Genomic DNA, 13,478 nt, shown 5'->3' with positions numbered 1-13,478 from the left:
CTAAATATGGCGGAGAGGGTGGGATTCGAACCCACGCGGGCTTACACCCAAACGGTTTTCAAGACCGCCTCGTTATGACCACTTCGATACCTCTCCATTATATTGGTGATCCATCGGCGATTCGAACGCCGGACACCTTGATTAAAAGTCAAGTGCTCTGCCTGCTGAGCTAATGGATCATATACACTCTCTTCTGGTGACCCATCAGGGACTCGAACCCTGGACACCCTGATTAAGAGTCAGGTGCTCTACCAGCTGAGCTAATGAGTCGTTGCAATAATTATGGTGCACCCAGGAGGATTCGAACCCCCGGCACACGGATTAGAAGTCCGTTGCTCTATCCGACTGAGCTATGAGTGCATCTTGGAGCTGGTGGGAGGACTTGAACCCCTAACCTACTGATTACAAGTCAGTTGCTCTACCAATTGAGCTACACCAGCATGTGGCGACCTGGAAGGGGCTCGAACCCTCGACCTCCAGCGTGACAGGCTGGCATTCTAACCAACTGAACTACCAGGCCGCAATTATTTTAGATTGGGGACATTCCTCAGGCTACAAAGACTATCTTTATATTAGAGGTGGTACCCTTTCTTCTATATGGTGGGAACAATAGGGCTCGAACCTATGACCCCCTGCTTGTAAGGCAGATGCTCTCCCAACTGAGCTATGCTCCCACATATAATGGTGACCCTACCGGGATTCGAACCCGGGTTACCGCCGTGAAAGGGCGATGTCTTAACCGCTTGACCATAGGGCCTTAATCTCGCAGTCTCATTCACCATTTTCTTTGCTCCTTACGTCGCAGAAATTGGGAATTCGTTGCGAATGACCTACCAACAATTTCTTTCTCCCTTACGGTCGAATAAATTGGGTTAGGGCATCTTGCAGTCTCATTCACCATTTTCTTTGCTCCTTACGTCGCAGAAATTGGGAATTCGTTGCGAATGACCTACCAACAATTTCTTTCTCCCTTGCGGTCGAATAAATTGGGTTAGGGCATCTTGCAGTCTCATTCACCATTTTCTTTGCTCCTTATGTCGCAGAAATTGGGAATTCGGTGCGAATGACCTACCAACAATTTCTTTCTCCCTTACGGTCGAATAAATTGGGTTAGGGCATCTTGGTAGCGGCGAACGGATTTGAACCGCTGACACTGCGGGTATGAACCGCATGCTCTAGCCAACTGAGCTACGCCGCCATGTTTTTTTGCAGTGTAAACCGCATATTTGGTAGCGGGAGCTGGACTTGAACCAACGGCCTCCGGGTTATGAGCCCGACGAGCTACCAACTGCTCTATCCCGCGATAAATGGTGCCGAAGACCGGACTCGAACCGGTACGATTTTGTGGATCGCAGGATTTTAAGTCCTGTGCGTCTGCCAATTCCGCCACTTCGGCATAATTTAGAAATATTATTTACATCTTGTTTATGGCTCCGAGGGTGGGGCTCGAACCCACGACCTACCGGTTAACAGCCGGTTGCTCCACCATTGAGCTACCTCGGAACAAGCGCTGTCTCATTCACCAATTTTTCTATGAATGAACCTGGCGACGTCCTACTTTCCCAGGCAGTTACCCACCAAGTATCATCAGCGCTGAAGAGCTTAACTTCCGTGTTCGAGATGGGAACGGGTGTGTCCTCTTCGCTATTGTCACCAGATTCATTTATAGGTTTTGAACCGACTTTTTAATAAGCCATGCCCTAACAACAAGCGCAGTCTCATTCACCAATTTCTCTGCTCCTTACGTCGCATAAATTGGGAATTCGTTGCGGTTGACCTACCAACCATTTTTACAGAAAAACCATCTGAAAAATGGGGTTAGGGCATACAAAATTACATAGGAAAACATGATTCGACATTATTTATATTAAGGTCAAGACCTCGACCTATTAGTATTACTCAGCTTAATACATTGCTGCACTTTCACCTGTAACCTATCTACCTGTTAGTCTATCAGGGGTCTTACTTACTTGCGTAATGAGAAATCTTATCTTAGGGTCTGTTTCGCGCTTAGATGCCTTCAGCGCTTATCTTTTCCAGACTTAGCTACTCAGCCATGCTCCTGGCGGAACAACTGATACACCAGCGGTCTGTCCATTCCGGTCCTCTCGTACTAGGAACAGCTCCCTTCAAATTTCTTACGCCCACGACGGATAGGGACCGAACTGTCTCACGACGTTCTGAACCCAGCTCGCGTGCCTCTTTAATGGGCGAACAGCCCAACCCTTGGGACCTGCTTCAGCCCCAGGATGAGACGAGCCGACATCGAGGTGCCAAACCTCCCCGTCGATGTGGACTCTTGGGGGAGATAAGCCTGTTATCCCCAGGGTAGCTTTTATCCGTTAAGCGATGGCCTTTCCACTCGGTGCCACCGGATCACTAAGTCCAACTTTCGTTCCTGCTCGATATGTCTATCTCGCAGTCAAGCTCCCTTCTGCCTTTACACTCTTCGCACGATTTCCGACCGTGCTGAGGGAACCTTTGAGCGCCTCCGTTACTCTTTCGGAGGCGACCGCCCCAGTCAAACTGCCCAACTGACAGTGTCCATATACCGGCTCACGGTATCATGTTAGAAATTCAGTAACAATAGAGTGGTATCCCAACGTTGACTCCACGAACACTGGCGTGCTCGTTTCCTAGTCTCCCACCTATCCTGTACAATTGCTACCGAATTCCAATGTCAGCCTGCAGTAAAGCTCCATGGGGTCTTTCCGTCCTGTCGCGGGTAACTCGCATCTTCACGAGTACTACAATTTCACCGGATCTATTGTTGAGACAGTGCCCAAATCGTTACACCTTTCGTGCGGGTCGGAACTTACCCGACAAGGAATTTCGCTACCTTAGGACCGTTATAGTTACGGCCGCCGTTTACTGGGGCTTAAGTTCAAAGCTTCTCCGAAGATAACTTCTCCCCTTAACCTTCCAGCACCGGGCAGGTGTCAGCCCCTATACTTCATCTTTCGATTTAGCAGAGACCTGTGTTTTTGGTAAACAGTCGCTTGGGCCTGGTTTCTGTGGCCCTTCTGTGCTCTGTTTGTTCAAACTTCACACTGAAGGGCACCCCTTCTCCCGAAGTTACGGGGTCATTTTGCCTAGTTCCTTAACAATAGTTCTTCCGCTCATCTTTGGATTCTCTCCTTGCCTACCTGTGTCGGTTTACGGTACGGGCACCCTTATACTCGATAGAGGCTTTTCTTGACAGTGTGGACTCAGCTACTTCACTACTTATTTTCGCTCCCATTCGTATCTCAGAATTGATACTGCGGATTTGCCTACAATATCTTCCTACTTACTTAGACGCACTTTTCCATCTGTGCGCTAGCTTATCCTTCTGTGTCACCCCATTTCTCAAACGCATTTGGGTGGTACTGGAATTTCAACCAGTTGTCCATCGCCTACGCCTTTTGGCCTCGGCTTAGGTCCCGACTTACCCTGAGTGGACGAGCCTTCCTCAGGAATCCTTAGGCTTTCGATGGGTGAGATTCTCACTCACCTTTCGCTACTCATGCCAACATTCTCTCTTCTATACAGTCCATATCCTCTTTCGATGGAACTTCAACCCGTATAGAATGCTCCTCTACCGATGTCATAAATCTCTCCATGTTCTCAATATCAAGTTTATTTTAGCCCCGGTGTATGTTTTTCGAAATCTCTCGATTTTAATTTTATCTCCGGTAGTTTTTATTCGAAATCTCTCTTTTCCTTTTTATTAATATTTATAAAGGTTAGATTTCGAACTTAATTGTCCTGATTCTTTGTTTCATTGAACTCATGAAGAGATTTACGACATCCCACAACTTCGGTAATAGATTTTAGCCCCGGACATTTTCGGCGCAACACCACTTGACCAGTGAGCTATTACGCACTCTTTTAATGAATGGCTGCTTCTAAGCCAACATCCTGGTTGTCTGTGTAGTATTACATCCTTTTCCACTTAATCTATATTTTGGGACCTTAGTTGGTGATCTGGGCTCTTTCCCTTTCGACTACGAAACTTATCTCACGTAGTCTGACTCCCAAGCTTGTATCTATGGTATTCGGAGTTTGATAGGTTTTGGTAACGTATAACGCCCCTAGACCATTCAGTGCTCTACCCCCACGATACTATTTCTTGAGGCTAGCCCTAAAGCTATTTCGAGGAGAACCAGCTATCTCCGGGTTCGATTGGAATTTCACCGCTATCCACACGTCATCCCGTAGCTTTTAAACGCTAATGGGTTCGGTCCTCCACCAGATTTTACTCTAGCTTCAACCTGCACATGGATAGGTCACCCGGTTTCGGGTCTACAACATACAACTCTCGCCCTTTTCAGACTCGGTTTCCCTTCGGCTCCTAACCTCTCAGTTATTAACCTTGCTGCACATTGTAACTCGTTGGCCCGTTCTACAAAAAGTACGCGGTCACACTTTTGTGCTTCCACTGCTTATAGGCATAAGGTTTCAGGTTCTTTTTCACTCCCCTCCCGGGGTTCTTTTCACCTTTCCCTCACGGTACTATTCTCTATCGGTCACTAGGTAGTATTTAGCCTTGGGAGGTGGTCCTCCCTGCTTCCCACAGGATTTCTCGTGTCCCGTGGTACTCTGGATCATATCCTTGCTTCTAACAGTTTCGCTTACAAGCCTATCACTTTCTTTGGGTTAGCTTTCCAGCTATTTTCAGCTACCGTTATCCGTCTCTTTGATATGTCCGCAACCCCATACATTACTGTATGGTTTGGGCTCTTCCGCGTTCGCTCGCCGCTACTTACGGAATCATTATTTATTTTCTCTTCCTAAGGGTACTTAGATGTTTCAGTTCCCCTCGTTCCCCTCATACAGCTATGTATTTACTGTATGATACATAAGGTTTACCTTATGTGAGTTTCCTCATTCGGATATCTGCGTATCGTTGACTGCTTACGTCTCCTCGCAGCATTTCGTAGTTTGCCACGTCCTTCTTCGGCTCCTAGTGCCAAGGCATCCGCCTTACGCCCTTTATATCTTGACCATTCTAGTCATATATTATTTCTTCATAATATATTATATATTATACGGTACGCATACAATGCGTCCCCTACATTTGTTTGTTTCTCTCGGTTTATTGTTAATTTTATTTTTCAGAATACTTGCGACGGTATTCTTACTTTTTATCAATTAATGTCGCGCAGTCTCATTCACCAAATTTTCTGCTCCTTACGTCGCAAAATTTGGGAATTCGTTGCGAATGGCCTACCATCAATTTTTTTCTCCCTGTCGGTCGAAAAAATTGGGTTAGGACATCTTCTCTTTTATTTTCCTATGCAATTTTCAAGGTTCAATATCATTGCTCAATGCAACAGAGTTGCATTTTTGGTGGAGATAAGGAGATTCGAACTCCTGACCCCCTGCTTGCAAGGCAGGTGCTCTCCCAACTGAGCTATACCCCCACTTTATTATTTAGTTTAAAAAAAGCCTGTTTATACTGTTAGCTCAAACAGTCTTGCCATAAGTTATAGAGCAAGCGCAGTCTCGTAACACAAATTTGTTCACTCACTTTCGTTCGTGAAAATTTGGTACTCGTTGCGGCTGACCTACCTTCGATTCGTTCTTCGCTTTCGCTCGAATTCATCGGGTTAGGGCAAGCAATAAAACAGCATAAGTCCTTTAGTTCTCCTTAGAAAGGAGGTGATCCAGCCGCACCTTCCGATACGGCTACCTTGTTACGACTTCACCCCAGTCATTGATCCTACCTTCGGCGCCTGCCTCTTTACAGTTAGCTCAGCGACTTCGGGTATTACCAACTTCCATGGTGTGACGGGCGGTGTGTACAAGACCCGGGAACGCATTCACCGCGACGTTCTGATTCGCGATTACTAGCAACTCCAACTTCATGTAGGCGAGTTGCAGCCTACAATCCGAACTGGGATCGGTTTATGAGGATTTGCTCCAGATTACTCCTTCGCTTCCCTTTGTTCCGACCATTGTAGCACGTGTGTAGCCCAAGACATAAGGGGCATGATGATTTGACGTCATCCCCACCTTCCTCCGATTTATCATCGGCAGTCTCCTTAGAGTGCCCACCTTAAATGATGGCAACTAAGGATAAGGGTTGCGCTCGTTGCGGGACTTAACCCAACATCTCACGACACGAGCTGACGACAACCATGCACCACCTGTCACCCTTGCTCCCGAAGGAGAGGGCACATCTCTGTGCCGGTCAAGGGGATGTCAAGCCTTGGTAAGGTTCTTCGCGTTGCTTCGAATTAAACCACATGCTCCGCTGCTTGTGCGGGTCCCCGTCAATTCCTTTGAGTTTTAGTCTTGCGACCGTACTCCCCAGGCGGAGTGCTTATTGTGTTTACTTCGGCACTGAATATCGCTACCCAACACCTAGCACTCATCGTTTACAGCGTGGACTACCAGGGTATCTAATCCTGTTTGCTACCCACGCTTTCGTGACTCAGCGTCAGTTACAGTCCAGTAAGTCGCCTTCGCCACTGGTGTTCCTCCTAATATCTACGCATTTCACCGCTACACTAGGAATTCCACTTACCTCTCCTGCACTCAAGTCATACAGTTTCAAGTGCTTACTATAGTTAAGCCATAGCCTTTTACACCTGACATATATAACCGCCTACTCACCCTTTACGCCCAGTAAATCCGGACAACGCTCGCCCCCTACGTATTACCGCGGCTGCTGGCACGTAGTTAGCCGGGGCTTCCTCCTTGGCTACCGTCATTTTTTTCTTCACCAAGGACAGAGTTTTACGATCCGAAAACCTTCTTCACTCACGCGGCGTCGCTGCATCAGGGTTTCCCCCATTGTGCAATATTCCCCACTGCTGCCTCCCGTAGGAGTCTGGACCGTGTCTCAGTTCCAGTGTGGCCGTTCACCCTCTCAGGCCGGCTACTGATCGTCGCCTTGGTAAGCCATTACCTTACCAACTAGCTAATCAGACGCGAACTCATCCTATACCACTATTCATTTTGACTTCTGTATCATGCGATTCTAAAGTGTTATATGGTTTTAATCCCGGTTTCCCGAGGCTATTCCTTTGTACAGGGTAGATTGTTCACGCGTTACTCACCCGTCCGCCACTAGATTTACATCTCCACCAAACACTAAATTTATTTTATCTTAGTGTGTTATCAAGCTTGTTTAAGCTTGAAGCACTCTTTTAGCTTCACTAACACTTAGTTTCTTTTCTACTTTTGTAGTAGGATATCTTTTTTACTGTGTTAGCAAGCTTAATAAAGCGTGAAGCACATTCAGTTCTTCACTCTTTATTCATACTTTATCAAGTTGATAAATCTATGTTCTTGCTATTTGTGTTAGCAAGCTTAATAAAGCGTGAAGCACATTCGTGCTTGGGCTTCTTCGTTCAATGCTTGGTGGAAATGTAAATCTCGTTCGACTTGCATGTGTTAAGCACGCCGCCAGCGTTCGTCCTGAGCCAGGATCAAACTCTCGTTTAATATCTCCTGTCGCAGTTTCATTCACAAATTTATTTGCTCCTTGCGTCGCATAAATTTGGAATTCATTGCGGTTGACCTACCATCGATTTTCTTACTCCCTTTCGGTCGTGAAAAATTGGGTTAGGTCATACCCAAGATAACGCATAGCATTATCTATCTTTCATTACTTTTTACTTTGTTCAAATTTACTTTAAACTCATAGGTTTCTTATGCTGTTTTATTGTCAATGTTCGTCGCTTTCTTTGAAGAAAGCTTTACTAGTTTATCATGCTTGTCGAAGTTTGTCAAGCACTTTTTTATTTATTTTTTTCTCGACTCCTTACTACTTACAGTGTTCAGAGCACTTGAAACAACTTTGTTAGTCTAACATAACTAACGCTAATTGTCAACAGTTTCTTTAATAGTTTTTTTACTCTTTCTTTGCAATATTTTTACTCAATTCGCAAAGTGCTTTTGTATTATAGCTCAACTAATTATCTTTGTCAATCCCCTTTTATAACTTTATCAAACTTTTATTTTTTGAATCTATTCTGAAATATTCTATGTGAATCCTGCGCTATGACAATAATGCTTTACATTGTAGGAATTACCTTAACATACTGCAGAACCTATACAATGCTTTTATATCGGGACGCATACAATGCGTCCCCTACTTAAGCACTTCCCACATTTCTTCTGTTCCATAATTTAAAGTCCAAACAGCAATTCCAGATAAATTATAGTTTTTAGCGATATGAAGTCTTTTTATTAAAGACATTTTATCTTCATGCCATATCTTATACGTTATTCCGTTAATTTCTTTTTCACCATAGTTTTGTCCATATTCTTCTATATACTTCAATTCAATTTCCAGTTCATCAATTACCTTTTCAGCTGATTCAATCTTTAAAGCAGTTGATTTTACTTTCTCCACTGATTTTTCTTCGTATTCCTCCCAAAGTCTTGTATAGAAAGGTACACCTAGTACAACTTTTTTTGATGATGCATATTCTAATAAATTAGAAACTCCATATTCTACCCATGGTAGTGATGATACTGAACCAGCTTTACCAGATACATTTTCGTCATATGCCATAAGTATTATATAATCAGCATAATCTGATATAACGTTTCTATCAAAACATAAAGACCAATTTTCAGAATTTGATAAGATGGTAACATCAACAGACATAATAATATTATTAGCTTTTGCTTTGCAATACAATTCTTTTATAAATGCTGAGAAAACATCTTTATCTTCTATATAAATATTTTCAAAGTCTATATTTATTCCATCAAAATTATTATCAACTGTTATATCTATTATTTTATCAACTATATTGCTACGCTTTAAACCATTATTAAGCATCTCATTAGTTAATTTAGGATCAAATCCATTATTAAAAACTGCCCATATTTCTTTGCCAGAATTTTTCACATACTGAATATATTCTGTATTAGATAAATCGATAAATAAATCATCTTCATAAAAAAGCTCATACCAAGTTGGTGCAATTATATTAATACTATCTGGAATATAAAATGGTTCAAAATCATATATAGGTCTTGATATTAGATCCCATGCTAATTTTATATCCTTTTTTTCATTTGCTTTAGGATAATTATTAAATTGAACCTTTGACATGGGTATAATGTCGGTAGCTTTAACAAACCCTATAATATTGTCATTTGTTCTTGCTAACAGCCAACCTCTTTTTTCATTATTATATATAAAGATTTTTTCTCCCTTATCTATTTTTTTAAGATTTTTTGAAAACACAGATGAATTATCTCTAATCTTTGTATCTTTTACCGTTTTATACTCTCTTATATCTTTTTCAATTATAATCTTCAAATTCAATGTATCAATATAAATTCTTTCAATATATCTTTCCTTTAAAAAATAACTATTAAAATATAATTCATTGTCTTTTATTAATAAAACATCTTCAATTTCATATGGTTGCTTATTATAAAATGCTTTATTCTCATTATAATTTATTTTATCGTAATTATAGTTATTGAATATGGAAATTTTATTATAATCTATATCCCAATAATAATCTAATAAAGCATTATCCATAAGATATTCTGCTGATATGTATATTTGATCCTTTGTATATATATGTTTATATTCTTCATCCTTAACGCCATCAAAATAAAGTTTTAATGTATTTGAGTTGTTAAATACTGGTTTCTCTAGAAATGAATAAAACAAAATTGTTATACTAACTGTAATTAATAAAATTATGAACATTATACTTAGGAGTTTTTTCATATAGCCTCCAAACTTAACTGATTTTGTCTATTTCTTTTTTTATACTTAATGCTATTTCATCATTTGGATTTATTTTCAATGCAATTAGTATATCTTCCTTTGCTTTGTTTATTTGTCCATTGTAAAGATAAGCTGCTGCTCTATTACAAAATATCTCACAATTTCCAGGTTCTAAATTTAAAACTCTAGTAAATAACTCTGTAGCTTCAACATATTTTCCTCTACTGATTTTACACATACCTAATTCATTCAAAGCATCTTTCTGAGCATTATTAATTTTTAATACATTTTCAAAGTAAGTTTCAGCTATCTCAAATTCTCCTAAAATTCTATAGGCAAGTCCAATAAAAAACAAAAGATTCCACCAACTACTGAATTCTTTTACTAAAGGAAGTAATAAATCTAGTCCTTCCTCTGGCCTTTCATTTAATACTAAATTGTACCCATTCTCGAAATTAACAAAAGGTTTTAGTTGAATCAATTCATTTCTAATTTCATCAATCCTTATTGCATCATCTTCTATTTCTTGATGTTTATTCCAAAAAAGCTCAGCTTTTACGTATTGTTGTTTTAGCTTACAATAATAACCTAACTTATAATACGCTAAAGAAAATTTATCATTATAATCCAATGACTTTTCAAAATATTTATACGCTTCTTCTAAAAAGTATTGACTATTATTTGTATCACTTTTATTATTTTGCTCATAGCCTTTCTTTTCTAAAACAGAAGCATATACAAAACAGCTTTTTTCATCTTCATGTACATTAATCAATGCTTTTCCGTAAATAACTCCCTCATCGTTTTGCTTTTCATTGAATTTATTAATACATAATATTATATATGGTTTTATATCAAATTGAAGTTTGTTTAGCATTTCGTCATATTCTTTAATATATTTAAAGTTTTTATCTGTACCTATTATATAAATTATTCCATCTATAATATTATTAATAGTAATTCCATCTCTTTCATCTTGATGCTTTATATCTTGTACTAATTTTTGAATTCTAATAGGCACAGGCAATTCCTTTTCAGTCATATATTCTTTATCCTTGAATTTAATTACTGCACCTTTTTTCAAAGTTATAAAAGATATATCATTTTTTTTCTTTTCAAAATAATCTATAAAATACGTATCCCTCTTATTCATTTTCATACTCCTTAATCCAATTGTTTATTTTTAATGTTTCACACCTGTTAAATATATTTTCTTTATTTTTATATATAAATAATGTTGCATCTTTTTCTATATCCACAATTCTGAATCTATTAATTAATTTATCTTCTTTACTCATATCTTCAAAAAATTGATTTCTAAATTCATCATCATTAGCTATTAATCTCTTTATATATTTATACCTTTCTTCATATTCCTTATTTAAATAACTAGGCAATTCCTCATATTGATTATTAAAAACATAATCATATCTTAGAGCAGAAATAAACTTTTCAGTAAGTTTATCTCTATATTTAATGAATTCATATAATATTTTGTATAGCCTTTTTCTGCTATGGGATACTTTATATAAATCATTTTGTTGCCAGTATTCGCTGAAGTCTTCATAAAATTCAAAAGATGATTCTTTATATATGTTTTCCAAAATATAATTAATTGAATATTCAAAATATTTTTCATTATAATATTTATCTACAAGCTCTTCAATACTTTTAAGTTTTAAAATTTCGTTTAAAGTAATATATTTTGTACATATAACTTCATAAGGCGCTTTTTTTCTATATTTTATATTATGATATACTTTATCCATATAAATTTTAGTACCTTTTAGTACTTTTAAAAATCCAAGTTGAATTTTTTCAGCATTAAGTTTGTATATTCCGTCAAAAGACTCCTTAAATGTTTCATAATTTTCATATGGCAACCCCGCTATTAAATCAAGGTGAACGTGAATGTTTTTGTTAATTCTAATACTGTTAATTACATGATATAGTTTTTCTATATTCATATGTCTATTAATTTCTCTTAGAGTTTCCTCGTTTAAGGACTGTACTCCTATTTCAAATTGAAACATATTAACAGGCAAAGTACTAATATAAAGCAAAAATTCTTCATTAATAATATCCGCTGTAATTTCAAAATGTATCCTCATATTATTATGATTATTCTCTACAATAAACTTCATAATTTCTATTGAACGTTTATAATCAGTATTAAAAGTTCTATCTACAAATTTAATTTGTCTTGCTTTAGTTTTTAAGAGTTTTTTTAAATCTCTTTTTACTCTGTTTAAAGAGAAATTTCTAATTGTTTTATCTATTGAAGACATACAAAAACTACAGTTGAAAGGACACCCTCTAGATGATTCATAATAAATTATTTTGTTTTCAAATTGTTCATCTTCTTCATAAGGATATTTTACTATGTCAAGATTTGAAATAAGATTTCTACAATTATTAACAATAATACGACCATCATCTCTATATGCTAATCCATTTATCTTGTCAAAGTTAGGATTACTTAATCTAATTTCTTTTAAAAATTCATTAAACGTTATTTCACCTTCACCATAAATAACATAATCAATATATATTTCATTTTCCATTAGATTTTCAATCTCAAAAGATACTTCTGGACCTCCAAATAATATTTTTACATTAACATTTGCTTCCTTTATTATATTAGCTATCTCTTTAATGTATTCAATATTCCAAATATAACATGAAAAACAAATTATATCTGCTTTAACATCTAATATTTGTCTTAAAATATATTCTTGGTTTTGATTTATTGTAAATTCTTTAATTTCAATATCAAAATTATTATCCTTACAAAAATTTTTCAAATACCTTACAGCAAGATTTGTATGTATAAATTTAGAATCTAATGTTACAAGTAGTGTTTTCATATATTCACCTTTAATAATCCTAATTTATTTCTAAATATTATTTCTTTATCATTTCTTTTAATTATCTTACATTTGCCTAGGAAAGGATGATTAAATTCATTATTCCTAAGAAGTTCTTTTAAATCACGTATATTGTTATTATTATTTATAATAAGCTTTTCAGGGTTTATAATACCCTTTCTAAGTTTAAATATATATGAAGTAAAATTTTTTAATATTAATTCGTTCTCTTTGTAAACTTTTTTCATACCCTTCCTATTATTATATATATGTTCTGCAGATTTTAATTTGGATAATCTTTCAATGATATTTTCTCCACCTATTATGTTAATTCGCTCCTGTTCAAATTCTATTATTAATTTTTTATCTATTTGAATATTGTACTTCTTCAAACATTCCACTAGTGAAAATTCTATTAATCTTTCCTTAGAAGCATTTTTTAAGATATCTATATTCAAATTGTCTAAATTCATATAATTAAAAATAACGGATGATAATATTATAGAATTAATAATGGAATGTTTATTATATGTATACATCAAAGTTAATTTCATAACTTCATCTTCTAATGTATTCCAATTAGTATTCGCTATAATTATAGGAAGCAGTTTATATTCAAGTAATTCATCTTCTTTTAATGTTGGTCTTTTATTTTTTATATAACAATCAATAATATCATTCTTACCATTTTTATAATAAGCAAACACTTCTAATTCTTTTTTGTAACGATTAGTATCAAACATACATCCTATTCTATCCTCATAAGGAATCAATGATTTTGTAGATAATAAAAATAATTGAAATTCTAAACTTGCAAACTGGTATAACATGCTATCCTCATAGCAATAATTTAGTAAGTTGTATATTTTCGATAGCATAAGCACCTCTTATTATTAATAAATATATCCATAAAAAAATAG

Annotated in this window: 4 protein-coding genes, 13 tRNA genes and 3 rRNA genes; all 20 read right to left on the bottom strand. The window is 36.9% G+C overall.

Annotated elements, in window-relative coordinates; translation table 11 throughout:
- Positions 1-7: 7 nt before the first annotated feature.
- The 20 genes from U8307_RS13020 to U8307_RS12925 all read right to left on the bottom strand — a co-directional run bounded on the left by U8307_RS13020 (position 8) and on the right by U8307_RS12925 (position 13,388).
- Positions 8-96 (bottom strand) — tRNA-Ser (locus U8307_RS13020).
- Positions 97-103: 7 nt separating this feature from the next.
- Positions 104-179: transfer RNA gene (locus U8307_RS13015), tRNA-Lys, on the bottom strand.
- A 15-nt stretch (positions 180-194) separates the two neighbouring features.
- Positions 195-270: transfer RNA gene (locus U8307_RS13010), tRNA-Lys, on the bottom strand.
- Positions 271-283: 13 nt separating this feature from the next.
- Positions 284-360 (bottom strand) — tRNA-Arg (locus U8307_RS13005).
- Between the two features lie 4 nt (positions 361-364).
- Positions 365-440 (bottom strand) — tRNA-Thr (locus tag U8307_RS13000).
- 3 nt (positions 441-443) lie between these two features.
- Positions 444-520, bottom strand: a tRNA-Asp gene (locus U8307_RS12995).
- A gap of 78 nt (positions 521-598) precedes the next feature.
- A tRNA-Val gene (locus tag U8307_RS12990) sits at positions 599-674 on the bottom strand.
- An 8-nt stretch (positions 675-682) separates the two neighbouring features.
- A tRNA-Glu gene (locus tag U8307_RS12985) sits at positions 683-757 on the bottom strand.
- Positions 758-1,121: 364 nt separating this feature from the next.
- A tRNA-Met gene (locus U8307_RS12980) sits at positions 1,122-1,198 on the bottom strand.
- Between the two features lie 29 nt (positions 1,199-1,227).
- Positions 1,228-1,303 (bottom strand) — tRNA-Met (locus U8307_RS12975).
- 5 nt (positions 1,304-1,308) lie between these two features.
- Positions 1,309-1,396, bottom strand: a tRNA-Leu gene (locus tag U8307_RS12970).
- A 32-nt stretch (positions 1,397-1,428) separates the two neighbouring features.
- Positions 1,429-1,503: transfer RNA gene (locus tag U8307_RS12965), tRNA-Asn, on the bottom strand.
- 38 nt (positions 1,504-1,541) lie between these two features.
- Positions 1,542-1,658: ribosomal RNA gene (gene rrf, locus U8307_RS12960) — 5S ribosomal RNA — on the bottom strand.
- 211 nt (positions 1,659-1,869) lie between these two features.
- Positions 1,870-4,987 (bottom strand): 23S ribosomal RNA (locus U8307_RS12955).
- A 342-nt stretch (positions 4,988-5,329) separates the two neighbouring features.
- Positions 5,330-5,405 (bottom strand) — tRNA-Ala (locus U8307_RS12950).
- Positions 5,406-5,636: 231 nt separating this feature from the next.
- A 16S ribosomal RNA gene (locus U8307_RS12945) occupies positions 5,637-7,434 on the bottom strand.
- The 16S, 23S and 5S rRNA genes sit together here with 13 tRNA genes alongside, the layout of an rRNA operon.
- Before the next feature lie 649 nt (positions 7,435-8,083).
- The gene (locus U8307_RS12940) at positions 8,084-9,691 is read right to left on the bottom strand and encodes a glycosyl hydrolase family 18 protein (RefSeq protein ID WP_326908522.1); all 1,608 of its coding nucleotides are present in this window, start codon (positions 9,689-9,691) and stop codon (positions 8,084-8,086) included.
- A gap of 13 nt (positions 9,692-9,704) precedes the next feature.
- Entirely contained in the window at positions 9,705-10,844 is a 1,140-nt protein-coding gene (locus tag U8307_RS12935; RefSeq protein WP_326908520.1) for a tetratricopeptide repeat protein, read from the bottom strand.
- A complete protein-coding gene (locus U8307_RS12930) occupies positions 10,837-12,558 on the bottom strand; it encodes a B12-binding domain-containing radical SAM protein (RefSeq protein WP_326908519.1) in 1,722 nt (573 codons plus the stop codon). The genes U8307_RS12935 and U8307_RS12930 overlap by 8 nt, the downstream gene beginning before the upstream one ends.
- The gene (locus U8307_RS12925) at positions 12,555-13,388 is read right to left on the bottom strand and encodes a hypothetical protein (protein ID WP_326908517.1); all 834 of its coding nucleotides are present in this window, start codon (positions 13,386-13,388) and stop codon (positions 12,555-12,557) included. The genes U8307_RS12930 and U8307_RS12925 overlap by 4 nt, the downstream gene beginning before the upstream one ends.
- Positions 13,389-13,478: the final 90 nt, after the last annotated feature.

It is taken from the genome of Sedimentibacter sp. MB31-C6 (assembly GCF_035934735.1).
Lineage (GTDB): Bacteria > Bacillota > Clostridia > Tissierellales > Sedimentibacteraceae > Sedimentibacter.
This window is presented reverse-complemented; position numbering and strand designations above follow the sequence as displayed.

Bases quoted from the DNA above. Each gene is read 5' to 3' on its own strand.
- U8307_RS12930 (WP_326908519.1), bottom strand. From the start codon at position 12,558: ATGAAAACACTACTTGTAACATTAGATTCTAAATTTATACATACAAAT.
- U8307_RS12935 (WP_326908520.1), bottom strand. From the start codon at position 10,844: ATGAATAAGAGGGATACGTATTTTATAGATTATTTTGAAAAGAAAAAA.
- U8307_RS12940 (WP_326908522.1), bottom strand. From the start codon at position 9,691: ATGAAAAAACTCCTAAGTATAATGTTCATAATTTTATTAATTACAGTT.
- U8307_RS12925 (WP_326908517.1), bottom strand. From the start codon at position 13,388: ATGTTATACCAGTTTGCAAGTTTAGAATTTCAATTATTTTTATTATCT.